The following is a 22,125-nucleotide window of genomic DNA, read 5'->3' on the forward strand; positions in this document are numbered from 1 at the left end:
GGACGCAACCGTCCCCCAAGCCCCCTCCAAAATAATTGTTCGGTTTTTTGTTTAGTAATTATTTGTGAGCTTTGTTGTCAATGAATTTTCTTAACTGAACTGTATTGGGTAGAATTCGACATTTGGAGGAAGTCAAGACATTACTTTCTGTAAAGTGAGCAATAAATCATTGATAGTGTAAGGTTTGGGCAAAAATGTTGTGACACCAGTACTAGCTAAAGCTTCCAGCTTATTGCTAGAAATCAAGCCGCTGGTGGCAATAATTTTGACTTTTGGATTGATTTTTTTTAAGGTACGGATCGCAGTTACACCATCAAGAGAAGGAAGCATCAAATCCATCAGGACAACGCTGACTTGATCCATGTGTTTGGCATAAACTGCGATCGCCTCAATTCCATCACCTGCGACAATAGCTTTGTAATTATGAGTTTCTAGGGATGTTTTAGTAATCTCCTGAATAGCAGGTTCATCGTCTACAATCAAAATCATTTCCCCATGTGCAGTCAGAACTTTTGATTCATCTACACTGTGTGTTTCTATCCCATCTACGGCTGGCAAATATACTTGAAAGCGAGTGCCAACATTTATATCGCTATATACGTTCACAAAACCACCGTGACTTTTAATAATACCAATGACAGTAGAAAGTCCTAGCCCTGTACCTTGTCCCACCTCTTTTGTAGTGAAGAATGGCTCAAAAATCCGATCTATGTTTTCTTGAGGAATTCCGACTCCAGTATCGCTAACAGTAATCACTATGTATGGCCCGACATTGGCTTCTAGGTTCATGCGGGCATAGTTTTCATCAATAAATAGATTTTTTGCAGAGATAGATAAACTACCGCCATTAGGCATAGCATCACGCGCATTAACGCAGAGATTCATTAACACCTGATGGATTTGGGTACTATCTCCAGAAACTATCCACAAGTCTTGTGGGATCTCAGTGGAGACTTGAATTGATTTGGGCAATGTCTCTTTGAGAACCTTAGAAACTTCGACAATCAAATGTCTGATTTGCAAATTAATGCGTTTACCTTCCACACCTCGTGCAAATGACAGTACTTGCTTAACTAAATCAGCACCGCGTTTGGCGTTGATTTCCAAAATTTCTAGTAAATGTTGAGTTCGCTCATCCGCATCGGGAAATTTCAGTGGTAGTAGTTGCGCTCCTGCCAGAATCGGTGTCAGGATATTGTTCAGGTCATGAGCAATACCGCTAGCTAAGGTGCCAATACTTTCCAAGCGTTGGGCACGAAACAATTGTGCTTCTAAGCGTTTTTTCTCGGTAATATCTGTATCGACTGTGAGAATTGATTTGGGTTTACCCTGTTCATCACACACCAAACTCCATCGGCTAGAAACTAAAATTTCTTTACTAGTTTTAGTGATTTTAGTAAACTCACCTTCCCACTTACCTTTACCAATTACAGTTAAAAGAGCTGCTGCAACTTCTGGTGGCGGTTCATCGTCATATAACAGCTCGCTGGCATTTTTGCCCTTAGCCTCTGCTGCTGCCCAGCCATAAAGGTTTTCTGCACCTTTGTTCCAGAAGAGAATTTTGTTTTCTAAATCTCGCACAAGAATAGCATCAGTAGCAATGTCTAGTAATGCTGCTTGTTCGCGAATTGTTTCATCAGCTAACTTGCGTTGTTGCAGGGCGGCTTGCCGTTCGCTAATATCGATACAAGCACAAGTGATGCCAATAACTTGTTGTGACTCATTGCGCAATGGTTCTACAGTTAAGTCGTAATATCGAGTTCCTTGTGCGGTAGTAATAGATACTTCATCTCTAGTACCAACTCCGGTCACAAGCACGCCAAGTTTAAGCGCAGTTAGATGGTGGGCGCTTTCCAAGGGAATTAATTCTGAGTCGCGTTTACCCAACATTTCTTCAGCTTTAAACCCAAAAGCAGGGTTATAAACCCAGGTATAGCGTAATTCCTGATCTTGGTTGAAGACAAAAATGGGTGAATTTTTTAAGGCAACTCGAAACCGTTCTTCACTTTGCCGCAGTGCATCTTCTATCCGTTGGCGCTCAATGGCATAACGCATAGAGCGTACTAGCAAGTCGCCTGTTACTTGCCCCTTGATTAGATAATCCTGCGCTCCTTCTTGCATCGCCTTGAGCGCTAAGGTTTCATCGTTAATCCCAGTGAGCACAATGATTGGAGTTGATTTAGCTTGATTGTGAGCTCTAATAAAGGTTTCCAATCCCTGACTATCTGGCAGGGAGAGATCTAAAAGCATGACATCAAAGCTTTCGTGCGCGAGATAGCTGAGGGCCTCATCAAGCTGCTCAACAGGTATCAACTCAACCACAGCTGCTGTGACATCCTTTAAAAATTCCTGCAATAACAGGACATCACCAGGGTTATCTTCAACTAACAAGACTTTAATAATTTCACCTGCCATGTCCATCACTCCGGTGGCAGTTTGACGATCGCAAACCAAAAGTTTTCTATAGATCGAATAATTTTGACGAATTGATCGAAGTCAACTGGCTTAGTTATATAACAGTTTGCAGCTAAATTATAAGCTTTAAGAATATCTTCTTCGGCTTGGGAAGTTGTCAGAACAACTACAGGAATTCTTTTGAGATTTTCATCACCTTTGATTTCTGCTAGTACTTCCCGACCATCTTTTTTTGGTAGATTTAAATCAAGTAGCACAATATCCGGGTGTGGCACCGTAGCATATTTCTCTTGTTTCCGCAAGAAAGCCATTGCCTCCACCCCGTCTTCAACGACATTGAGATGAACCGTGATTTTGCTATCTTCCAAAGCGATGCGCGTAAGTAAGGCATCGCCAGGATTGTCTTCTACTAACAAAACCTCGATAGGCATAACCGCTGATAAGTTGTTCACGATTGCTTACCTGTTTTATCTGGAATCGTAAAGTAGAAAATCGAGCCTTGATCCGGTTTAGACTTCATCCAGATTCTACCGCCGTGGCGTTCTATAATCTTCTTACAAATTGCCAAACCAATACCAGTACCTGGATACTTACTTCGGCTATGCAAGCGCTGAAAAATTACAAAAATTCGTTCAGCATACTGGGATTCTAAACCAATTCCATTATCCTGCACTGAGAACAACCATTCTTTTTCCGATGGGATGAGATTGGAATTTTCTGGGTTTGATTCTATACTATTTCTACTTACTGTGATATGAATTTGGGGCGACTCCTCCCCCCGGAATTTAATCGCGTTGCCAATGAGGTTTTGGAAGACTTGTGCCAGTTGCGTACTATCGGCTATGACTTCGGGGAGAGGATCGGCGGTAATCACTGCATTACTTTCTGCGATCGCTATTTGCAAGTTAGCGATCGCTCTTTCTAAAACCGTATTACAATTTACTGGCATAAAGGGCTGTCCCCGAGTACTGACGCGGGAATAGTTCAGTAAATCGTTGATTAAGGTTTGCATCCGCTGTGCGCCATCGACAGCGTAGCCAATGAACTCATCTGCACGAGCATCTAGCTGATTTTTGTATCTCCGCTCCAGTAATTGTAAATAACTAGTCACCATCCGCAATGGCTCTTGCAAGTCATGGGAAGCAATATAAGCAAACTGTTCTAATTCGGCATTGGAACGCGTAAGTTCCTGACTTTGGTGGGTTGCTTGTTCCAATAGTTGCGCCTGGGATAGGGCAATACCAATTTGGTTCGCTAGCTGCTGCAACAAATCCAGTTCAAAACTGTTCCATTCACGGGGACTCTGGCATTGATGGGCAATCAATAAACCCCAAATCCCGTCCCTGATCAGAATCGGCACTACGAGGTTAGCTTTGATATCATATTGCTGAAGAAATTGACGATGACATTCTGCAATCTTAGCTTTGGCAACGTCTGTGATTGCACTTACTCTTCCGTGGCGATATCTTTCTAGATACTCTTGCTGAAAGCAGCGATCAAGAATATTTTGTCCAAGCAATACAGGCCAACCAGGTAACACTGCCTCTTGTACCACTGTTCCTGAGCCATCTGGCCAAAGTCGAAAAATCAAAACTCGGTCGGCATGGAGAACTTTTTGGATTTCAGTTACCGTAGTTTGGAGAATATCATCTAATTGTAAAGATTCCCGAATTTTGAGAGTGATTTCTGAAAACACTTGCGATCGCAGATTTTGCCGTTTTAATTCCTCTTCTATCTGCTTGCGATCGTTGATGTCGGTATGAGAACCAACCATCCGCACGACATTACCTGTGCTATCCCAAAGCGCCTGCCCTCGATCTAAAATCCATTTATAGCTACCATCTTTGCACTGGAGTCGATGCTCAGTTACGTAATAGGGCGTTTTTTTGTCAAAGTGATCTTGAACGGCTTGCAATACCCAATCCAAATCTTCAGGATGAACTAGTTTTGACCATACATCTATATTATTGCTAATTTCGTGGTCTTGATAACCTAGCATTTCTTTCCAGCGAGTGGAAAAGAAGACTTCGCCCGTCTTCAGGTTCCAATCCCAGATACCATCATTATTACCTTGTAAAGCTAACTGCCAACGTTGTTCACTCTCCTGCAACGCCTGCTCTGCTTGCTTACGCGCAGTCAGATCGAGTGTTACTCCAATCATCCGCTTGGGATGACCATCAGCATCATAAATCCCCACACCGCGTGCCAGTATCCAGTGAATGCTGCCGTCTGGCCAAATGTTGCGATACTCTGCCTCATAATCGCTGTGGTTTGCTAGAGCTTGTTGTACAGACTCTTGCATGTAGGCGCGATCATCAGGATGGATGCATTGCAGTAACTTATCATAGGTAAACTCAGCTGATTCTGGCAGACCAAAGTTGGCTTTGCACTGCTTAGATGCAGACAACTCTTCTGTTGCTAAATTAAATTCCCAAGACCCAAGTTTAGCAGCCTCTAATGCTACCTTCAGTCGGCGATCGCTTTCCCTCAAAGCGGCTTCTACTTTTTTACGCTCAGTAATATCTCGCGTAAAACACCGCGTATGGATAAAATTGCCGTTTTCCCAAAACACATTCGACTGAATCAGAACATAGCGAATCGATCCATCCTTGCAACGTAACCTTGCCTCATAATTTTGTAAAGTTTCGTTTCTGATCAACCTTTGCAGAATGTCCTCAATTACATCTTGGTCAACATGAAACTCAGTAATAGAGTGTCCAATATACTCAGAGCGCGTGTAGCCCAAAAGGTCTAGCTCTGCCTGATTTGCCCAAGCAATTGTGCCATCTGCCTGTACCCAATGCATCCCTACAGTAGCATTCTCGACAAAGTCTGTAAGCTCTTGCTGACTGCGCCGCAGTGTTGCTTCTACTTGCTTTTGTTCCTCAGCAACACGGGTTAACTCAGCTAAATTACGTCTTAGCTCTAGTTGATCGATTACCTGACGACCGAGTGCTTGAAGTGCTTCTAGTTGTTTATCACTCAGTTGTCGTGGCACATTATCAATTACGCAGAGAGTACCAACCATATCTCCCTTGGGAGTAATCAAGGGGACACCTGCATAAAACCGCACAAAGGGATAAGAAGTAACTACTGGATTTGTTGCCAACTTTGCGTCAGCTAATGCATCCGGCACTACTACAACCTCTTGCCTGTCTTGGCAAAGGTAGGATAAACCAATATTCCGAGGCATTTCCGGTACATCCAAACCCAATCTCGCCTTAAACCACTGACGGTTTTCATCAATGAAATTGACCAAGACTATTGGAGTACCACAAATAAATGCAGCTAATTGAGCAATATCGTCGTAAGCTTTTTCCGGTTCAGTATCGAGAATTTGATACTGGCGGAGGGCTTCCAGTCTTGCTACTTCGCTATTAGGGAGCACAGGCTTTATAAATGTTTATTAAAATATATAAATTATACAATTTTTAGTTTGTGCAGGATGTGGAACCTCCGTGTAGAGGTTCCTCTGGCTTTGTGGTACAAGGTGATTAAACTGTAGACAAGATATGCGATCGCACATCCTCTACCCATTGATGTAAATTACCTGTATTTAGGCGATAACTCAGTGGATGGGCAATTAACCTCGCTGTACTTTCATACAACGTTGTAATTTCTACCAAACCGTTTTCTCGCAAAGTCCGCCCTGTAGAAACCAAATCTACAATCGCTTCTGACATTCCGGTAATCGGCCCTAGTTCCACTGAACCATACAACGGCACGATTTCTACTGGTAAATCCAAATTTTGGAAATATTCACGAGCACAATTGACATACTTAGAAGCAACTCGACCATGAGCTGGTAAATCTAAAGGTGATTTATAAGGGCTGGATGCTTTGACGGCTACAGACATCCGACAATGCCCAAAATGCAAATCTACCAAATGTGCAACTTGGGGCTGTTTTTCGCGCAGCACATCGTAACCAATAATACCCAGTTGTGCCTGACCATATTCCACATAAACAGGCACATCCTGTCCCCGCACCAACAGTCCTTTCGCCTGTCCGCTAGCATCAAGAATCTGAAGTTGGCGGTTCCCTGCATCTAAAAAAGCGCTAAAATCCAATCCTACAGATTGCAGTAGGCGGATGCTATTTTTCAGTAGTTCCCCTTTCGGCAAAGCAACAGTCAACATGATCGTTCTTGGTATCCTTGGCATATCGGCGGTTCATTAATATTGAGAATATCTCGATATGCTGACCAGAAGTAAACTGATAGCGAGAACCCGTCCTGAATCGCTTGCCTGTTCAGCTTTTTGGAAGTCATGAAAAATAATTTTGAGTAGCATTTGAGTAGCTAAAAATCTGGGCATTCAGCATTGACTATCTCTGGGTGACAGTAGTGCTTCAACACTGTCTGTGTGGTGTCACCTACCCAAAGAGCCACCTTGTCTGGGCTGATGCCGCTGCTAATGGCCCAGGTTATAAACGTATGTCTACAGCTGTAAGGTGGCAGATATGGGACTATACCATTGACTGCAAGCTCTTTTACTACCCCAGGACGCTTATAAACTCTTCCTTTTTCTAGAAATCTTTCTTCGCGCCAGAAGTCCAGCATGAGGCTGGAGTTGATTCTCTTCCCGGTTTTGGAGCGAAATACTAAATCATTAGGGTTGAAATGTCCTGGTCTGATAGACAGCAGCAACATTTGCAACTTTGAACCAACTTCACAAGGGAATATTCGTTTCTTCCCGTTTTTGGTTCCCTTGAGAATTCCAGCTATGTTTCTACTCTTGTTTATCAATATTCGTCGGCAATCATCATTGATATCTCCCCAGGTCAGCGCAAAAGCTTCTCCTGGTCGGCAACCAGTAAAGAATAGAAATTTAACTAGCGGAGCATAATAACTATGTTTTCGGTGGACTTCAAAGGCTTTTATGATCGCGTCTCTCTGCTCTAGGGTAAAAGCTCGAAAGCTTTCATCTTGGCTAGATTTTTTGGGTTGTTGAATTTTTAGAGCAGAGAACGGATTGTTGTTAATTAGCCCTGAATCTACAGCCCAGTTACAACAACTGCTGAAGTAGTTTAATAAAACCCATGTCATGTAATGAGTGTAGTTTGACAGCATCCAACTACGGATTGATGCAGATGACTCTAAATCTTTGGTGGGAAGCTTCAGGATGTAGCTGGCGATCACTTTGTACTTGCCGCGAATAGTCGTCTCTTCTAGTTGGGTTGCTTGAAATTCGGTAAATTTTTCCCATAATTCTTGTAAGTTATACCTGTATTTGATTTCAGCCTCTTTGACTGCTAGCGCGGCTGGTGCGATCGCACTCGGTTGGAACTGGTAACTCTCCAGCGTGGCATCAAACCGACCCAAGGTAATATCGTTGGCGATCGCGTCTCTTTTCGCCCTTACAATTTCCCGGTTACGCTTTGTATCCTTCAGTCCTGTAGAGATAAAAAATTGTTGAGAAAAACCCTTAACTCGAAAGCGAAGAACTAGCTTGCTAGTGCGTTTGTCGGTGACAATCCACCTATCCTCACTCATTGGTCAGTCTCAATATCTTCAAACGTTAGGTAAACTCGGCTGTCTTTCTGGTTGGGCGGACGGCAGGGATAGGGCGCTGATTTCTCTAGTAGCCGCAGTCCTTTCTCCTCAGCGGTTTCAACAAACAGATCAGCTGCATCCTCTACTTTGTCGCTGGCAGTCCAGACCCTAACTCGGATCAGCTTGGTTGCTTCCTTAGCTGGAGTATCATCTCGCACCCATTCTTTACGCTGTGGCTCCCAGTACCATCCCAAGCGGTTGAGTTCGCTGTAAAGCTGGTCTTGGGTTTGGTGAGGGAATGCCAGTAGGTTGAGTGCTTTAGAGTATTTCTGCGTTCTTTTCATCGGTTAAGATTATGGCTCACACTTATGACAGCCCAAGCGATCGCCCCCGGCACGAGCGATCGCATTTTGTTTAAAAACTGTCGATTCCAGACTCCGGTATTTCTGGAATTTCTGGATAAAGTTGATTTTTGACAAAAATCTTGAGGTTGTCGGCGACTTCTTCGGGATGGTCTTCTTCCTCTAAAGTTGCAGTCACTTCCATTGTTTCAGTTTGGAAGTTACCAAGATTTTTGACTCTTTTATAAGTGATAGTTTCAATTTTCATGGTTTAGTTATAGTCCTCATCATCTTCGTCATAATCATCTTCATCGTCCTCATCATCCGCATCGTTCACCACTTCAGACTCTACGGTTACTGCTGATAATAAATTGCGGAATTGTGGCATGGATGGGGCATCTGGGTTTAACCCTTGTGCTTTGAGAAATGCCGCTGTAGCATCCCATTCCTTACGCAATTTACCTAGTTTGTCTTCATAGTTTTGGCATTCACGATAGAGTTTAGTTCTCTTTTCATAAAGGTCATCGGCTTTTTCACCGACAATCTTTTTAGCTTTTTCTCTGAGTATTGGTACTACTTCCTCTGCTGTCTCTCCCTCATCTAAATTGACAGAAAACCCGATGCGTTCATTACTATAGTTGCCAAGTGAAATTAAAAAGTGAGCGTGTACTGTTTTGATTTTCATGTTGTTGATTTAGAATGTTGCCCGTAAAACTTTCATCAGCGATCCGCTTTGAGAAGAAAAGCGCGATCGCTTTTTACTTTTTTGACCCCGCAGCGCTTTGTCTAGAATCGTCTAAACCCAGTCTGAGAGCCAATTTTACCCGTCTAGAGCCGTTTTTGCGGCGAATTTTGCGTACTGGGTTTGTTGTGTACTTGTAATGGCATGATAGTTACATTTACTTCCATCAATTACTTATTTAATGAAGTCCAGTAAACACCCGTGTTTGTAGTCCATCGGGTGTTTTTTATCTTGTCTAGAGCTTGTCTAGGTGTGTCTGGTCTATTCGCCAGCGCAAGCGATCGCCTTCGCCTTCAACTTCACCAATGCCCCTAGAGGCTAGTCCTTGGAACATCAGCCGAATATCTTCTAAGTTGATGTTTCTGAGCGAGCGATTTAGGTTGTGGCATTTCCAAGCAGCTATCCATTCACCAGACTGCTTTAGTCCGATTTCCACAATGTCATGCTCTGGGTATTCCAGGGTTTTGAGCAGTTCATCGGCTGTTACTCCTGGCTTGACCTCCTCGGAGACGGGGGAGACAGGAGTGATCGCACTAGTTCCCCAAGTGCTTAGATCTAGTTCACAGGGCAGGTCATCGACCATGAACCGTTTTTTGCCACCTGCCTTCAACCACTGCTCAATCTGGGGATTCTTGAGAGTTGATCGGGCATAGTCTTGAGCTTTCTTGCCCAATCGAATGCGGACAAAGCAGGTGTCTAGGATATCGGCGTCACCTTCTAGGGCGAAGTTGGCAGCAGTGTCGTTTTGGGCCAGTACCATAATGAACTGCTTACGCTTACGCCCAACCTTGGCGTGTTGTTTAATCCAGTCTGGTGCGTTGTCGCAGTCTGCCAGCACGGGGAACTCTTCACCAATGTAAAACCGGGCGAATTCTTGGGGAACATCCTTAGATACTTCCTTGCGATAAACCCGCATCTTCTCCAGATGATCAAGCGCTTCCTTCATGGCGGCGTTGACTTCCGGTAGTCCGCCGTCGCCAATTAAGTTACCTGGCTCAACCCATGACCAGTCATCCTTGGCGGAATCAATGTCGTAGACGATGACCTGACCGCCGATGCGGGTTGAGAAGTATTGAGCCAAGGTTGATTTACCGTCGCCCGTGCCGCCGACTAAAGCAACGTGTTTTTGTACTCGGTTGACGTAATCAACTGGATCGGTGATCAGGTTGTCTGGTTGCCAGCTTCCATTGAGGGAAGGAATAGTTACAGCTAGTTGTGCAGTCGGTTGGGTCTGCTGCTTCATCCATGAGAGAAAGTTAAGCTGTGAAACCTGGTCAACGTCTCCCAGTGTTTGTTTCAATTGCTTGGCTGTTTGTCTCTGGTTCTTGCCTACAGCTAATACAACCGTGCTGCTACCGAGTATCCAAGGCTTGAGATGCTTGGGTTTAATATCGGCAGATGCGAAAAAAATCAACATCGAGGAGGCGAGACATCCCCAGTAAGTCCACTTTGTCCGGGTGTACATCTGCAAATAATTATGCAGTTGTGAAGGATGTAAATCAGTCATCTTCATCCCCTGCAAGATAGTCCTTAGCCTGTTTAACTGTGTTGACTTCCTGTTCAGATGCCCCAATAAGCGCAGTGTCTGGGTAATGCCGACTCAGAATGTCAGCCGCTGACTTCGCCAATTTCTCCGGACACCAGTTATCGGTTAACTCGTTCTGAATGATTTGCTTACGATCTTCTCTATTCATAGTCCTAGTACGACCCCCACTGTTATTAGTGCAAGTCGAAAAGCTAGTATGTTCTGCACCTCTGGAATCGCTAGCATTTGCCAGAGTAGCAGCACCATAACCACAGCAAGAATTGCACCGCCTAACCTCATAAAAGTTGGTAGTGGCAGGGTTACCCAGCAACTAGTCACCAGCGCGGGAATTGTAATTGAGGCAGTGATGTCAAACAGCAGGTCTGGCAAGTTGTCGGGTAGTGCGATCGCATTTACCCACCCACTCCGAAACTGGTCTAATTTGTTTGGCTGTTGAGTAATCGGGACTGGGGAATAGTGAGTGCGATCGCTGGGAATTTCAACTACGATTTTTTGCTCATCTGCCATACTGCACCTCAATCTTGAGGTAGAAGGGGCGATCGCTTTCTTGCTTATAAAGTGAAATTACCGCCAAAGTCAGTGATAACAGCGTTATCAGCAGAATTATTACTTGGTTCATTCCTCATCCCCTTTGTTGAGATGCGCTACCACTTCAGCGATCGCTTGTTGGTCTTCTACCGTTCTGCCCAGGCTGGGTAGGGATGGGTCATCGCTGGCAACAATGGCTGATGCCGTCTTTGCAAGCTCTTCCGGAACGCCGTTTTCTGTTAACACTGTCAGCGAAGCTTGGTAAATGTGGTTATTCATCGTCCCCCCAATCGCTATGCTGACCATAGCCACTGGTTTGGGTTAGGCGATCGCTTACTCGGTTAACAGTTTCGTTGTCACTGACAGGTAATGGTTTACCCAGGTGGTAAGCGGCAGAGATGTCGGCACATTCATCAGCGCTGGCACCGTTGCCGAGTAGCTGTCCTTCTGGGAAGCCAACAGAGTTGATGTCATTTTTGGGATATTCAGGATTACTCATTCTTGCCTCCGTTGAGAATATTCCAAACTGCTGATTCCTTCTCCGACTGTGGTAAGTCAGATTTAATAATATTGGTAATCTGTTCTCCTGCCTGCTCTAGAGCTTCATCTCGTGCCTGGTTTTGCTGTAATGCTCGGTCGGTTAGGGGGGACTTTCCCCAATCGTCTGGGTTACGCCAATTTAGCTGTTTCATCTGGTAAAATCCTCAAATATCTGGTGTTGAACTAGATAGGCGATCGCTTTTTCAGCACGCTAATCGCCTAAAAATCGGCTTTGCTTGCAGTCGTGGAGTTGAAGCTTGTAACGACCCACGTCTGCATTGTGAGCCGATGATTAGGACTAACTTCAATCGCCCGTTTTGTATCAAGCCCGATCGCTCTACCGTCATTAATCTTGACGTATAAATTTTTACCCGTTTCTGAGAGTGAGAAAAGCTGTCCAGGGTCTAGAGTTGAGTAGCTAACGGATGTCTTTCCCACAATGTACTCGGCTTGATGGCTGTCAAAACCCTTCCCTAGTGGGTCAATAGGTAGGTCTTTCCACACCTTTTTACGTCCTTGTCGGCTGTTATTGGTCGATGATCGACCGTTAGTAGTTGCTCTATTGGTCGTGTCTTGGTCGGTCATAGTTGCTCAATAGTTGGGTTTATATTAGGTTTCATCGTCATTCGGCTTTTCGCTGAAGTCTTTATGTGCAGAGACTTCAGCGATTTTTTCTTGATGCGCTACGCGGTGAATGGTGAGCCATTGACCACCTAAACCACGCCAAAATGCTTCAGCTATTTCCCCCTCAAGGCATTTGGGGACTGGTTGCCCCAAGAAGAAGATGAAGACCGCATCCTTTGACTTCTCCACGTAACTGATGTTGTCCAAGTTGATAGCAACTTCAAAATCAGCGGTTTTCTGGATACGGATGAATTTATTCGGCATTGCGGTTATGCTCCCTCAAGTCATCGGTGTCTGTGTCGCCCAGTCCGGCAGCAATCATGGCTACTAGCGCCAATTGCTCAAAGTCAGGCAATGCATCTGTTTGGCTGACGATTTCCCACGCAATGTCTTCAAAGCCTAATTCATCTCGCTGGTGTTCAATGGTGGTGTTTTCTCGCATTGCTAGGCAGACAAGAGCTAAAAATCCTAGTTGCTGCGTTTTTGACAGTGGTTCTATCAACCTCAGAATTTCCGCCACTCTCAATACCTCCTAAAAGTTTCTCAATAGTTCATGGATGCGGTTGTCGGCCGTTCCCCTAGCAGGTCTTTGATGTGGCTCAATGCTGGCAGGCTGCTATCTCTGCCTGGTTTGGAGACTGGGTATATCTACTACTCAGCACTGGCAGATCTTTCTTTACCTCAGTGGCGGTAGGCTGCCATCTCTACCTGTTTTGCAGTGAGAAAAACTATGTGTAGAATAATTCTACCCTGGTTGAACTAATGCTAGTCTAATACTACCAGGGTGAAATGTAAACATTGTACAAGGGTAGAATGGTTGTGATGTACACGGGTAAAAAGGATGAGGAAGCCGCTACACGGCCAAAGGAAAAAAGATCTGACTTTAACGCTGAGTCCAGAAGGACTGGAAAAACTGGAGGCGAAAGCGAAAGCTTTAGGAGTCAGCAAGAGCGAATTGATAGAGCAGATAGCCAGAGATCAAATCTCGTCAGTGTCGGAACAACAGTTATTGGGGGAATGCTCGACCATCTGATTAGCGACTATGCAACTCAGGTGGGACAAAAGGAACAGGAAATTCAACGTCTTAACGATGACATTAATCGACATTCTGAAGATGTTAAGCGACTCAATATTAGGATTGACGAATTAAAAACTCTCCGCCAAGAGCTAAAACAACTTAAAGAGTAAAGCCGTACTGTCTAACAAGGCAGTACGGCTTTATTTATGAATATATGGGTGCAACTAACCTTTAAATCTGCGTTCTTAAATCATCAAGCGGCGATCGCAATGTAGCTGGAGAGGCCGGAGTAAATTCCACTCGGTAGCTTAAAACTAACTTCAGCTTCCCCTTTTGCCAATTTCTTCCTGGACATAGTACGTCGGCATTAACACCTTCATTGGTCCAAAGTCTGTAATTCGGAACCTGTAGCTCTATCAGTGCTTGGATGTGTTCATCCATCTGACGAAATTGCAACAGTTTAGCGTTAACGAAGCTCAACTCTTTATCAATTTTGATTACTTCATCGCCAGTCAAAATTACTGGATCATTCATTTCTTTTTCCCTGAAACAACATGGCAGGTCAAGCGGCAACTTCACCTGCCTTTCCTAAGCTTTCCCCAGAGAAACAAACAAGCGATCGCAGTGAGAGCGATCGCCCAACAAATGCCCAATAACCAATAACTAATAACCAATGACTAGAGAGCAAGAAATTAAAGCAGCGATAGTAGTTACCCCAGATGCGATTTCCTTCGCATCCCCAGAGATGAATCAAGCCAGCGAGATGGCAGCGGAACAATTAGGTAAATTGGTTGACTGGATTCAATCGAAATTTCCCTTTCTCCTGCGACATGAAGCGGTATTCTTTGCAGCCGCAATTATTGAAGCCATGCCAACACTGTTAGAACAGAACCCCGAAGCTATCCATAGTCTTCAACATGACGCGTTAATGATGGCGTCTAGAAGATGAACACTGAAAAAATTTCGGTAATAGTAGAGCCTGAACCGTCACTAACCGTCACTTCCTTATCTGGCAAGGGTTCTGAACCGTCACTTCTACCGTCACTTCTACCGTCACTTCTACCGTCACTTCTACCGTCACCCCTTAATAGAACTTTTGTACTCATCCATGAAACACATCAACTGTCCATCTCATCACCTCTGTTTCTTGTCTCTTGGGAAACATAAGAACCAACAGAATACCTGTTTAATCTGCTCTATTTTCTAAGTACATAGTTATTTTATTTACGGAATAAATTCATGCAATTACTCGCACAAAAAAAGAAGGTTTGCGTTAACAACCTTCCTAAAAATAGTTCTTTTAATTCACTAAATTATAACATTTTTGGAGGTAGAAATGATTAAAAAAGCTACTTCCACGCAAGTCTTAGAGACAGAAAAACAGAATAAATTTAACTCATTTGACGAATTCAAAGAATTTATTGAGACTACATTTATTGACAGAAGTGGCATTGACCCACAACTGTTTAAACACTGTATAGAGTTTCATGAAAGTTTGGAAATTCTCCCAGGAAATGAGCCAACCACACCGATTCATGACGCTCTAAATTGGCACTTTACCCGTTTCGGTAAACAAGTTAAGGAAACATTATATGCAGCATTTTTGAAAAATGAGGACGGCTCGATTTGGCAAGCGGTATTGAGTTTATGGGATGAAGAACGCCAGCGCCCATATCTCTATCGCGCACCAAATGACAACGGTGACAGAGTTTTTCTCCCCCCCATCCCGGCATCAATTAGAAAGCGCATTGCCTCACGCTACGGCGTAGAAGTCCCAATGGAAGGTAGTTTTTGGGAATGGTATCAAAACTCATCCATTCCCAGAATTATCGGTGAAGGTGGCAAGAAAGCATTAAGCGGTTTCAGCCAGGGCTACGTTGTCATGGCACTTTACGGTTGTCGCTGCGGGGTAAAATCCAAAGATGCTGATGGTAATGACATTGCCCCCGTACTTATCCCTGATTTAGAGCAATTCCACAAAGATGATGCTATGTGGTTATTTGCCTTAGACCGAGATGAGAAATCAAAGGCCAAAGCAGCCGTCAGCGCAGGCAAGCGAAACCTAACCAACACTTTGCTGAGAACAGCTAAGTGCTACGTCGAAGATATCTTTTGGCGACCAGAACAAGGAAAAGGACTCGACGACTTAATCATGAACAGTGGAAGCGGAGCCTTTGATTCTGCCTATGCCAAGGCGATTAGTAGATTAGAAAAACAGTTCCGCCCACAGGGGACTGTTGACGAAAGCGAGAGCGATCGCAAACCATCACAAGTTTTTGTGGCCCGACATATTGCTGAGAAATATCGCAATATCTTGGCATTCAACAACGAGATTAGCTGCTGGATGCGGTACGCCGCAGACCATGACGGGATGTGGACAGCAGAGACCGAAGAATATATTGAGTCTGTTATCTACCAAATAGTCTTATCTGAAGGATTTGAGAATTTCTCTGCTAGCTTCATTTCCAGTGTTGTCAAAATTCTCAGGCATGAACTCATTGAAAGAACTTGGGGAGAGCGATCGCCAAATGAGTTGCTCCCCTTCCGCAACGGAGTTTTAAATATTGCCACCGGAGAATTATTACCTCATGCCCCTGGCTATCGCCTGACCTGGCAGCTACCCAGAGATTATTCTCAGTCAGGAAGCTGGGACACAATCGACAAATTCTTAACCCATTTGGCCAGTGGCAACGCTGCTATCAAGGACTTACTGCTTTGCTACTGCAACGCCGTACTCAAGGGACGTTGCGACTTACAGAAGTTCCTTCACCTCATTGGCTTAGGTGGAACTGGTAAGGGCACATTCTCCAGGCTCATCATCAACTTAATCGGCGCTCAAAACGTCCACACAACCACGCTTGAGGAATGGTGTCAAAACCGCTTTGAAGGCGCGAATGCTTACCGCAAGCGCATGGTAGTTTTCCCTGATGAGGACAGACAGCAAGGAAAATTAGGGAAGTTCCTCAGCCTGACAGGACAGGATTTAATTAGAGCTGAGGAGAAACGGAAAAAAGCCTTCCAGTACCGATTTGACGGCATGGTGCTAGTAATGAGCAACTTCCCCGTCTTCGGTGGCGACAGTGCCAGCCGGGTTAAGCGGCGGGTGATCACGGTTCCCTGCAACAACCCAGTAGCACCTGGTGAAGTCAGAGATTTAGAGGCAGAATTTGAACCAGAACTCTCAGCTTTTACCAATTATCTGTTGAGTATCCCCGATAGCCACGTTACCAGTGTGTTGCGGGGCATTAGAGAAATTCCGGAATGCACTCTGGAATTTTGGGAAAACCGGATGCGGATTGATTCCATCGCCGCTTGGCTCAATCAACAGGTTATTTACGATCCAACCGCAGTGACTCCAGTTGGCAGTAACAGACAGGAAGGCGCTAACGGCGAAAAAATCGTTACTTTATTTGGGTCTTATGTCCGTCACTGCAATGCATTGGGCGATGTTCCCAAGAGTCACAAGAACTTTGCCCCCGATCTAATCGAGTTATGCCGTAGTGTCATCGGCTGGGAAGTGGATAGAAAAGTTACCAATACAGGTAAATTTGTTCGGGGTTTGCGACTGAGGATAGCGGGGACAGATGACCATATTCCCACCCATGATTTTTACCTCATGCAACGTGTTGCAGCCGGTGACGGTTCGAGTGACGGTTCGAGTGACGGTTCGAGTGACGGTTCAGAACCCTTACCAGATAAGGAAGTGACGGTTAGTGACGGTTCAACGCCTACTATTACCGAAAATTTTCAGCCGATACAAAACACCACAAATTGCGATCGCACTAGTGAGACAGTTGGTCGGGGGATTCCGATTGAGCAACTCGATTTACCCCCAAGCTTTAACCGCGAAGTAAACAAAAAATTCGTAACGTTTCTGCCACTAAGACGGCAACAGAACAATAAAATCCGCTGGCGGATTCTAGTAGAGGGACAATCCACAGAAGTAGCAATTATGGGTAAAGGCAAAGCCGATACTATTGACCAGCTTGAAAACTGCGCGGCTGAATTTATCAGAAAGTGCAATCGCCCTTGGGAACCAGAGGTAAATCAACCAGCTATGTATGGTGGTGAACAGGTTACAGTTGTTGGGTTTCAGCGAACGCCGAGGAAATACCAGATAGAGTTGAAGTCTGGACGTATGCTGTACGTTAAACCCAATCTCCTCAGTCAGCCTTAGTATCTATCTCGTGTAGGGAGTGCGAGTCATGACCAAACATCTCTGTCCACCCTGCCCATACTGCCGTTCGCTAAAAACCTTCCGGCACGGTTTTGCTCGTCCGAAGTATGGCAACGTGACTCAACGCTATTGGTGTAACGAGTGCGATCGCACTTTTCAACAGAGAAACTAGTTAATCAACTACTGACGCCATAACTGGGTAAATCTGCTAGAAAAGTGAGGATTTTACTAGCTTTACCCAGGTACGAACATGGATTTCACCGCAATTAACGCTCTATTTGATGCAGCTGTAGCTTTTATCCTGGCTTCTGTTGAACGAGAACAGAACTACAAGCAACAGTTAGCCCAAAAAGATGAGCAACTGGCACAAAGAGATCAAAGAATAACTGATCTGGAATCCCAGTTAACCACAACCAATGCTCTTGTCAGTGCTGATGAAACAGAACTGACCACGCTGCATGACAAACTTGCGCAACTGTCCGGCATCCTTACCCCGGCGACAGAACCAGCAGCAGCTTAGTTTTTAATATTTCACCCAGAATTTAACTGAAACGGCATTCAGATTTTACTGAATGCCGTTTTTCATATTCAAAAAAAATATCCCCCACTCGCCGGGGGACATTAACCTCTCTCAACAGCTACTAAAAAATGAAATTTACTGGATAGTAAACGCGATCGCAATCCCATGCAGCGATCGCGGTTTCACCAGGGTGCATCTACCGACCACAGCATATAACCCATCATTCTCAAGCGTCAATCCGTAATGATGGCGCGATACTCTCCGCGGCCACATCATAGGCAACTCCCAGAATTCTTTGCAGTTCAAGCTTGATTTGATCTAAATCGCGGATTCTCCCATTGAGCACATTGGGAGCAAAAGTAATAATTTCCGATGCAAGTTTCTCTGCATTCGCACTCATAACGTAGCAATTGCTCCTTTGATGCGGTCGGCATCGTCTTTTAAATATCGTTCAATCCCTCTTCGGTCTTGATATCCAGTTATTCTCTGGATGATCTCAATATCCGTACCATTTCGATAAAGTTTTGTGATAAAAGTTATTCTTGTACTGTGGGTACTAATCCCCCTGCTTTCCAGTCCTGCCTTCGCAAGTGCCTGCCTTAGAAGCAGGTCAGCAAATTTTAAGGTGATATGGTTTTCTGGGTGATCTCGACTGGGAAATAACCAGCCCGATCTACTCGGTTTGTAATGCCGCAAGGATTCTTGAATATTGTCGTGCAGCGGAATTTGTCTTATTTCATTGTCAGTTTGGTTGCGATCGCCAAAGATAAGAAATTCACGAGGGCTTCCGTCTGCCTCATAAACATCCTCAACTTTTAGTTTGATCAGTGCCCCCCATTTCTCGCCTGTATAGCGAGCCAAATCTAAAAGTATTTTGTACTTCTGACTTCTAATTTGGCGACGGATTTTAGAATAGTCCAAATCATGCAGCAAAGCTGCTTGTCCTTGTCTATCTTTTTTCATAAACATTTGCTCTCTCTAACTTCCTGATTAACCTTTGCAGCAGGTAAAACAGGAAGTTATTTGATTTTTATAATTACGAAAGTGTCGCTCAATCCTAGTCTGGGCATAGATTGTATGCCATCAGTGATACTTCCGGTTTTACATAAAAGTGGAATATTTACATTATTTTTGATTAGCAATAGAAAAGGAGAATACTAATTTAAATTCAAAAAAATTCTCCCCATGACAGCACTGAATATTGCGAGTCAAATTCCCAGCCAAATCGACACATTAGAAAAGCTGGCAGTTTGGACAGGTTTGGCACTGGCCAACATTAACGCGGGAATAACAGCCATTGAAGGAGTCGGTTACACCGAACGAGTGAGCCAAGCGGGAATTTTCTATGTTCAAGCAGACAGCAAATACAGAGCGCTAATTCGTAACTCGATCCAGATGTCGCCGGATTATTTAGCTGGTGGTTCAAAACTCTGGACCTATGCCCAAGCACTAAGTTCTACAGCCATTCCAGCAATTTTCACTGCTAACTAATGGGCGAACTTGATCAGAATTTTCGCTCGATTGATTGGGCAAATGCTGATTTGTATGAGGGAATTGCACAAAGACCAAAGTCTGCAATTCCTTTGCAGATTGCCTTGCCAAAACTTCAGCCCAAACCAGACGGTTCCCCTCCGGTCCTTAGTCCTGGTGAAAAAGCAGCAGCACTCGAAGAACAGCAAGCGCTACAGAATTATTTTCGGGAACAAAAAGCCCAACAGGATGCAATTAATCAAGAAATCTACAAGCGAGAGCAAGCAGCGCGCGATGCAATTAGACAACGCACACCATCCGCAGAGCCTCCAGCTAGTGACCCTGTAATCACAACTCGCAATCCACCTTGGGAGCAACCACCGCCAACAACAGAAGTTCCAACACAACCAGGAACACCAAATTCAGCAAAACTTCCCCCTACACCAGCCACTAGTGGAGCCAGAGCTTTACCCAAACTAGATCCAACAGCGACCCCAAGACCAGCGGCTTTAATGGAGGAATTGCCACCAGTCAACGTCAAGTCTCCATTGAGCTTAGCAAGTAGCTTACCAAAGCCGGCTGGGTTAGCTGGCGGCGCTGCCATCGGTGCTGGTATTGATGCTGGATTTAGAATTCTTGCGGGTCAGCCACCAGCCCAAGTTGGGTTTGGTGCAGCTGGTAATTTTGCTGGCAGCCTTGGAGGTGCGTTATTAGGTGGTGCATTTGGCCCGGCTGGTGCTTTTGCTGGGGGGATGATTGGTGGTTACTTGGGTGGAATGCTTGCTGATGCTATCTACAAAGCCGCTTTTCCCTCATCAGCAACACCACCACCAAGCCAGGTTACTGGTCCTACACCTTTCTCTGGTGGTCAATCCACAGGAATCGCTTATAGGGTATCAGCCAACGCTGATGCTACGAATGGCAGCGTTGTCACTGACGCTTCTACTGCTCAAACCGTGTACGGTCCGGTTTTGAGCGTTTCTGTATCCGGCACTAGTGCCGTGCCGGGAACATCTGGTGTAGGTATTGTAATTCTGGCCTACGACGAATTTGGCAATCAAAAATATTACGGTCAAGGCTACGGAGTAGCGGGTTCGTGGAATGCATTTAACTTAAGAAACATCAGCATTAACAGAATTGATGGTCAGCCCGACACCGGAGGAAACCCAACGCCAAATCCAATTCCAAATGATAATCGTTCACCAAATTCATACTTTCATCCAGGGAACCAAGAATACCCACCACCTAGCGGAGTCCCGCAAGCGACTCCTGCACCCAACAATTACGCACCAGGCGGTAATAGTCCTGGCGGTTCTCCAAGGGGAGATAAGTATGACTGGACCCCTCACGGCTTCCCCGCACCACGTACCAATCCCAACCCGAACACCACACCCAGTAATTTAGGCGGCGGACTGCCAGGAATTGCACCATCTCCAACGCCAACACCCAACGGCGATCCTAATGCCGACCCTAACGGCAATCATCAAGGCATAACTAAAATCAGCATTGACATTGGTCCATCACCCAAACCACCAAACTTTGGGGATAACAACGCTGTACCCGTACCTTTAGGCAGTGGCGGAAGTTTTACGGTACCCGGTGGCGGACTAGGTGGACTGCCAAAAACTGTTCAAAAGGACCCCGTTCCAGATGCCACAAGTCCTACACCGAAAAATCAAGATCCACTAATTCCAACTGTTATTCCACCGTTATTCACACCAGCAACCACCCCAACACCAACAACTAATCCACCGAGTAAAGATGAAATCAAAGCTGGTGTATGTGAACTAACAGCCCCCGATGCTTGTCTAGGTCAGCCATTAAATAATATTCAAAATAAAGCTGATGAAAATAGCAGTAAATTAGACCAATTAAATGCACTACTTAATGGCTTAGATTTAACTGGAATTGCTGCATTAAACGGCAAGCTTGACCTAATGAATAATAAATTAGGTGAACAATTGCCCGGTGGTTTAGCTGGTAAACTTACACGTTTTAGTGAATGGTTGCATCTAGATAGAGCATTAAATTTAATGATTCTAGCCACAACAATTCACAATGGATTAATGCTCAGTAATGACATTGGGCAGACTTTGCTAGGTGCAATTAACAATATCCTGCAAGTCATTGGGTTAAAAGGTGACGATGGACAGGCTTTTGACCTTGGCTCAATTGTTAGTAGTGGGATTGAAAATTTAATTAAATCTATTGTTGGTGAAGAAAATTATACGGTTCTAAATGCCGCATATCAAAAAGCTAACCGCATTTATCAAGCAACAACTAATGTATTGAATAATTTGATGAATGTTAATAGTGTTGTCACTAATGCACTAGAAGTAGTTGGCAGTTACACCGGAAAAATAGGTAATGCTCTAAGAATTTGGGGCGTAGTTGGTGAAAAAGCCTACTCTTGGATGAATCCACAACCAAGCTTTGATAATAAGTGGATTACCAAGCTTCAGCAATTACAAGAAGGTGCAAACACTGTAGCAATGGTTGCACAGATTCCCGTTGATGCCGTTAATGCAGTTACAGAGTTGAATAACTCCACAACTGGCTTGATTAGTGCAATTAAGCAGGACCCAGACACTAAAAATGGTGTTGATGTAGGTGAAGCAGCCAAAGTTAAACAGGCTAGGGAAGAGGCTAAATCAGTCAGTTTTGTGCCTACATTTGATATTTCAGACTTATTTGATGCAGATGATTAACA

Annotated in this window: 30 protein-coding genes; 8 read left to right on the forward strand and 22 right to left on the reverse strand. The window is 44.6% G+C overall.

Annotation, left to right across the window (positions count from 1 at the left end):
* Positions 1-132 precede the first annotated feature (132 nt).
* The 8 genes from BV375_RS05110 to BV375_RS05145 all read right to left on the reverse strand — a co-directional run bounded on the left by BV375_RS05110 (position 133) and on the right by BV375_RS05145 (position 8,935).
* Positions 133-2,415 (reverse strand): response regulator, encoded by a 2,283-nt coding sequence (locus BV375_RS05110; RefSeq protein ID WP_086758047.1) that lies wholly within the window; start codon positions 2,413-2,415, stop codon positions 133-135.
* 5 nt (positions 2,416-2,420) lie between these two features.
* Positions 2,421-2,867, reverse strand: coding sequence for a response regulator (locus tag BV375_RS05115; RefSeq protein WP_086757968.1), 447 nt, complete (start codon positions 2,865-2,867; stop codon positions 2,421-2,423).
* Complete coding sequence (locus BV375_RS05120) at positions 2,864-5,803, reverse strand: PAS domain-containing protein (protein ID WP_086757970.1); 2,940 nt, start codon at positions 5,801-5,803, stop codon at positions 2,864-2,866. Before BV375_RS05120 ends, BV375_RS05115 begins: the two co-directional genes overlap by 4 nt.
* Before the next feature lie 106 nt (positions 5,804-5,909).
* On the reverse strand, positions 5,910-6,554 hold the full coding sequence (gene hisG / locus BV375_RS05125) for an ATP phosphoribosyltransferase (protein WP_086757972.1): 645 nt from the start codon (positions 6,552-6,554) through the stop codon (positions 5,910-5,912).
* A 161-nt stretch (positions 6,555-6,715) separates the two neighbouring features.
* Positions 6,716-7,909 (reverse strand): site-specific integrase, encoded by a 1,194-nt coding sequence (locus BV375_RS05130; protein ID WP_086757974.1) that lies wholly within the window; start codon positions 7,907-7,909, stop codon positions 6,716-6,718.
* Positions 7,906-8,253 carry a hypothetical protein gene (locus BV375_RS05135; RefSeq protein ID WP_086757976.1) on the reverse strand — a complete coding sequence of 116 codons (348 nt, stop codon included), beginning with the start codon at positions 8,251-8,253 and terminating at the stop codon, positions 7,906-7,908. The genes BV375_RS05130 and BV375_RS05135 overlap by 4 nt, the downstream gene beginning before the upstream one ends.
* A gap of 70 nt (positions 8,254-8,323) precedes the next feature.
* Positions 8,324-8,518, reverse strand: coding sequence for a hypothetical protein (locus tag BV375_RS05140; RefSeq protein WP_086757978.1), 195 nt, complete (start codon positions 8,516-8,518; stop codon positions 8,324-8,326).
* 3 nt (positions 8,519-8,521) lie between these two features.
* Entirely contained in the window at positions 8,522-8,935 is a 414-nt protein-coding gene (locus BV375_RS05145; protein ID WP_086757981.1) for a hypothetical protein, read from the reverse strand.
* A 14-nt stretch (positions 8,936-8,949) separates the two neighbouring features.
* Between BV375_RS05145 and BV375_RS35775 the strand changes: the two genes are divergently transcribed.
* Entirely contained in the window at positions 8,950-9,132 is a 183-nt protein-coding gene (locus tag BV375_RS35775; protein ID WP_143842001.1) for a hypothetical protein, read from the forward strand.
* A gap of 95 nt (positions 9,133-9,227) precedes the next feature.
* Here the strand turns inward: BV375_RS35775 and BV375_RS05150 are convergent, their stop codons facing one another.
* The 10 genes from BV375_RS05150 to BV375_RS05190 all read right to left on the reverse strand — a co-directional run bounded on the left by BV375_RS05150 (position 9,228) and on the right by BV375_RS05190 (position 12,750).
* Positions 9,228-10,409 carry a hypothetical protein gene (locus BV375_RS05150; RefSeq protein ID WP_143842004.1) on the reverse strand — a complete coding sequence of 394 codons (1,182 nt, stop codon included), beginning with the start codon at positions 10,407-10,409 and terminating at the stop codon, positions 9,228-9,230.
* A gap of 82 nt (positions 10,410-10,491) precedes the next feature.
* Positions 10,492-10,686 carry a hypothetical protein gene (locus tag BV375_RS05155; RefSeq protein ID WP_086757985.1) on the reverse strand — a complete coding sequence of 65 codons (195 nt, stop codon included), beginning with the start codon at positions 10,684-10,686 and terminating at the stop codon, positions 10,492-10,494.
* The gene (locus BV375_RS05160) at positions 10,683-11,045 is read right to left on the reverse strand and encodes a hypothetical protein (protein WP_086757987.1); all 363 of its coding nucleotides are present in this window, start codon (positions 11,043-11,045) and stop codon (positions 10,683-10,685) included. Before BV375_RS05160 ends, BV375_RS05155 begins: the two co-directional genes overlap by 4 nt.
* The gene (locus tag BV375_RS38625; protein WP_279432900.1) at positions 11,035-11,157 is read right to left on the reverse strand and encodes a hypothetical protein; all 123 of its coding nucleotides are present in this window, start codon (positions 11,155-11,157) and stop codon (positions 11,035-11,037) included. The genes BV375_RS05160 and BV375_RS38625 overlap by 11 nt, the downstream gene beginning before the upstream one ends.
* Entirely contained in the window at positions 11,154-11,345 is a 192-nt protein-coding gene (locus BV375_RS05165; protein WP_086757989.1) for a hypothetical protein, read from the reverse strand. The genes BV375_RS38625 and BV375_RS05165 overlap by 4 nt, the downstream gene beginning before the upstream one ends.
* Positions 11,338-11,565: a hypothetical protein gene (locus tag BV375_RS05170; protein ID WP_086757991.1), complete on the reverse strand. Its 228-nt coding sequence runs from the start codon at positions 11,563-11,565 to the stop codon at positions 11,338-11,340. The genes BV375_RS05165 and BV375_RS05170 overlap by 8 nt, the downstream gene beginning before the upstream one ends.
* Positions 11,558-11,758 (reverse strand): hypothetical protein, encoded by a 201-nt coding sequence (locus BV375_RS05175; protein WP_086757993.1) that lies wholly within the window; start codon positions 11,756-11,758, stop codon positions 11,558-11,560. The genes BV375_RS05170 and BV375_RS05175 overlap by 8 nt, the downstream gene beginning before the upstream one ends.
* A 67-nt stretch (positions 11,759-11,825) precedes the next feature.
* Positions 11,826-12,191 carry a hypothetical protein gene (locus tag BV375_RS05180; protein ID WP_086757995.1) on the reverse strand — a complete coding sequence of 122 codons (366 nt, stop codon included), beginning with the start codon at positions 12,189-12,191 and terminating at the stop codon, positions 11,826-11,828.
* 24 nt (positions 12,192-12,215) lie between these two features.
* Positions 12,216-12,494, reverse strand: a complete 279-nt coding sequence (locus tag BV375_RS05185) for a hypothetical protein (protein WP_086757997.1) — start codon at positions 12,492-12,494, stop codon at positions 12,216-12,218.
* Complete coding sequence (locus tag BV375_RS05190; protein WP_086758000.1) at positions 12,484-12,750, reverse strand: hypothetical protein; 267 nt, start codon at positions 12,748-12,750, stop codon at positions 12,484-12,486. The genes BV375_RS05185 and BV375_RS05190 overlap by 11 nt, the downstream gene beginning before the upstream one ends.
* A 302-nt stretch (positions 12,751-13,052) precedes the next feature.
* On the opposite strand from BV375_RS05190, the gene BV375_RS38030 reads away from it, so the two are divergent.
* The gene (locus BV375_RS38030; protein WP_243713849.1) at positions 13,053-13,418 is read left to right on the forward strand and encodes a hypothetical protein; all 366 of its coding nucleotides are present in this window, start codon (positions 13,053-13,055) and stop codon (positions 13,416-13,418) included.
* A gap of 61 nt (positions 13,419-13,479) precedes the next feature.
* Here BV375_RS38030 and BV375_RS05200 read toward each other — a convergent pair whose 3' ends face one another.
* Complete coding sequence (locus BV375_RS05200) at positions 13,480-13,782, reverse strand: KGK domain-containing protein (protein ID WP_086758004.1); 303 nt, start codon at positions 13,780-13,782, stop codon at positions 13,480-13,482.
* A 139-nt stretch (positions 13,783-13,921) separates the two neighbouring features.
* Between BV375_RS05200 and BV375_RS05205 the strand changes: the two genes are divergently transcribed.
* Positions 13,922-14,197, forward strand: coding sequence for a hypothetical protein (locus tag BV375_RS05205; RefSeq protein WP_086758006.1), 276 nt, complete (start codon positions 13,922-13,924; stop codon positions 14,195-14,197).
* On the opposite strand, the gene BV375_RS36555 is transcribed toward BV375_RS05205, so the two are convergent.
* Complete coding sequence (locus tag BV375_RS36555) at positions 14,187-14,354, reverse strand: hypothetical protein (RefSeq protein ID WP_166507375.1); 168 nt, start codon at positions 14,352-14,354, stop codon at positions 14,187-14,189. The genes BV375_RS05205 and BV375_RS36555 overlap by 11 nt on opposite strands.
* A 230-nt stretch (positions 14,355-14,584) precedes the next feature.
* Between BV375_RS36555 and BV375_RS05210 the strand changes: the two genes are divergently transcribed.
* From BV375_RS05210 to BV375_RS05215, 3 genes are all read left to right on the forward strand, one after another.
* Positions 14,585-17,425: a phage/plasmid primase, P4 family gene (locus tag BV375_RS05210; protein WP_086758008.1), complete on the forward strand. Its 2,841-nt coding sequence runs from the start codon at positions 14,585-14,587 to the stop codon at positions 17,423-17,425.
* Between the two features lie 28 nt (positions 17,426-17,453).
* On the forward strand, positions 17,454-17,597 hold the full coding sequence (locus tag BV375_RS36560) for a hypothetical protein (protein ID WP_166507376.1): 144 nt from the start codon (positions 17,454-17,456) through the stop codon (positions 17,595-17,597).
* Between the two features lie 78 nt (positions 17,598-17,675).
* Positions 17,676-17,945 (forward strand): hypothetical protein, encoded by a 270-nt coding sequence (locus BV375_RS05215; RefSeq protein ID WP_086758010.1) that lies wholly within the window; start codon positions 17,676-17,678, stop codon positions 17,943-17,945.
* Positions 17,946-18,171: 226 nt separating this feature from the next.
* Here BV375_RS05215 and BV375_RS36565 read toward each other — a convergent pair whose 3' ends face one another.
* Positions 18,172-18,345 carry a hypothetical protein gene (locus BV375_RS36565; RefSeq protein WP_166507377.1) on the reverse strand — a complete coding sequence of 58 codons (174 nt, stop codon included), beginning with the start codon at positions 18,343-18,345 and terminating at the stop codon, positions 18,172-18,174.
* Positions 18,342-18,908 carry a tyrosine-type recombinase/integrase gene (locus tag BV375_RS05220; protein ID WP_086758049.1) on the reverse strand — a complete coding sequence of 189 codons (567 nt, stop codon included), beginning with the start codon at positions 18,906-18,908 and terminating at the stop codon, positions 18,342-18,344. The genes BV375_RS36565 and BV375_RS05220 overlap by 4 nt, the downstream gene beginning before the upstream one ends.
* A gap of 222 nt (positions 18,909-19,130) precedes the next feature.
* Between BV375_RS05220 and BV375_RS05225 the strand changes: the two genes are divergently transcribed.
* Positions 19,131-19,436, forward strand: a complete 306-nt coding sequence (locus tag BV375_RS05225) for a glucose-6-phosphate dehydrogenase (RefSeq protein WP_086758012.1) — start codon at positions 19,131-19,133, stop codon at positions 19,434-19,436.
* Entirely contained in the window at positions 19,436-22,123 is a 2,688-nt protein-coding gene (locus BV375_RS05230) for a hypothetical protein (RefSeq protein ID WP_086758014.1), read from the forward strand. The genes BV375_RS05225 and BV375_RS05230 overlap by 1 nt, the downstream gene beginning before the upstream one ends.
* Positions 22,124-22,125 lie beyond the last annotated feature (2 nt).

Origin of the sequence: Nostoc sp. 106C (assembly GCF_002154725.1) — a bacterium.
Lineage (GTDB): Bacteria > Cyanobacteriota > Cyanobacteriia > Cyanobacteriales > Nostocaceae > Aulosira.

Bases quoted from the DNA above. Each gene is read 5' to 3' on its own strand.
- BV375_RS05130 (WP_086757974.1), bottom strand. From the start codon at position 7,909: ATGAGTGAGGATAGGTGGATTGTCACCGACAAACGCACTAGCAAGCTA.
- BV375_RS38625 (WP_279432900.1), bottom strand. From the start codon at position 11,157: ATGAACCAAGTAATAATTCTGCTGATAACGCTGTTATCACTGACTTTG.
- BV375_RS05225 (WP_086758012.1), top strand. From the start codon at position 19,131: ATGACAGCACTGAATATTGCGAGTCAAATTCCCAGCCAAATCGACACA.
- BV375_RS36560 (WP_166507376.1), top strand. From the start codon at position 17,454: ATGACCAAACATCTCTGTCCACCCTGCCCATACTGCCGTTCGCTAAAA.
- BV375_RS05160 (WP_086757987.1), bottom strand. From the start codon at position 11,045: ATGGCAGATGAGCAAAAAATCGTAGTTGAAATTCCCAGCGATCGCACT.
- BV375_RS05180 (WP_086757995.1), bottom strand. From the start codon at position 12,191: ATGACCGACCAAGACACGACCAATAGAGCAACTACTAACGGTCGATCA.
- BV375_RS05145 (WP_086757981.1), bottom strand. From the start codon at position 8,935: ATGAAAATCAAAACAGTACACGCTCACTTTTTAATTTCACTTGGCAAC.
- BV375_RS05175 (WP_086757993.1), bottom strand. From the start codon at position 11,758: ATGAAACAGCTAAATTGGCGTAACCCAGACGATTGGGGAAAGTCCCCC.
- BV375_RS35775 (WP_143842001.1), top strand. From the start codon at position 8,950: ATGTTGCCCGTAAAACTTTCATCAGCGATCCGCTTTGAGAAGAAAAGC.
- BV375_RS05205 (WP_086758006.1), top strand. From the start codon at position 13,922: ATGACTAGAGAGCAAGAAATTAAAGCAGCGATAGTAGTTACCCCAGAT.
- BV375_RS05230 (WP_086758014.1), top strand. From the start codon at position 19,436: ATGGGCGAACTTGATCAGAATTTTCGCTCGATTGATTGGGCAAATGCT.
- BV375_RS36565 (WP_166507377.1), bottom strand. From the start codon at position 18,345: ATGAGTGCGAATGCAGAGAAACTTGCATCGGAAATTATTACTTTTGCT.
- BV375_RS05200 (WP_086758004.1), bottom strand. From the start codon at position 13,782: ATGAATGATCCAGTAATTTTGACTGGCGATGAAGTAATCAAAATTGAT.
- BV375_RS05155 (WP_086757985.1), bottom strand. From the start codon at position 10,686: ATGAATAGAGAAGATCGTAAGCAAATCATTCAGAACGAGTTAACCGAT.
- BV375_RS05170 (WP_086757991.1), bottom strand. From the start codon at position 11,565: ATGAGTAATCCTGAATATCCCAAAAATGACATCAACTCTGTTGGCTTC.
- BV375_RS05150 (WP_143842004.1), bottom strand. From the start codon at position 10,409: ATGTTGATTTTTTTCGCATCTGCCGATATTAAACCCAAGCATCTCAAG.
- BV375_RS05185 (WP_086757997.1), bottom strand. From the start codon at position 12,494: ATGCCGAATAAATTCATCCGTATCCAGAAAACCGCTGATTTTGAAGTT.
- hisG (WP_086757972.1), bottom strand. From the start codon at position 6,554: ATGTTGACTGTTGCTTTGCCGAAAGGGGAACTACTGAAAAATAGCATC.
- BV375_RS05210 (WP_086758008.1), top strand. From the start codon at position 14,585: ATGATTAAAAAAGCTACTTCCACGCAAGTCTTAGAGACAGAAAAACAG.
- BV375_RS05215 (WP_086758010.1), top strand. From the start codon at position 17,676: ATGGATTTCACCGCAATTAACGCTCTATTTGATGCAGCTGTAGCTTTT.
- BV375_RS05220 (WP_086758049.1), bottom strand. From the start codon at position 18,908: ATGAAAAAAGATAGACAAGGACAAGCAGCTTTGCTGCATGATTTGGAC.
- BV375_RS05135 (WP_086757976.1), bottom strand. From the start codon at position 8,253: ATGAAAAGAACGCAGAAATACTCTAAAGCACTCAACCTACTGGCATTC.
- BV375_RS36555 (WP_166507375.1), bottom strand. From the start codon at position 14,354: ATGAGTACAAAAGTTCTATTAAGGGGTGACGGTAGAAGTGACGGTAGA.
- BV375_RS05165 (WP_086757989.1), bottom strand. From the start codon at position 11,345: ATGAATAACCACATTTACCAAGCTTCGCTGACAGTGTTAACAGAAAAC.
- BV375_RS05110 (WP_086758047.1), bottom strand. From the start codon at position 2,415: ATGGCAGGTGAAATTATTAAAGTCTTGTTAGTTGAAGATAACCCTGGT.
- BV375_RS38030 (WP_243713849.1), top strand. From the start codon at position 13,053: ATGTACACGGGTAAAAAGGATGAGGAAGCCGCTACACGGCCAAAGGAA.
- BV375_RS05140 (WP_086757978.1), bottom strand. From the start codon at position 8,518: ATGAAAATTGAAACTATCACTTATAAAAGAGTCAAAAATCTTGGTAAC.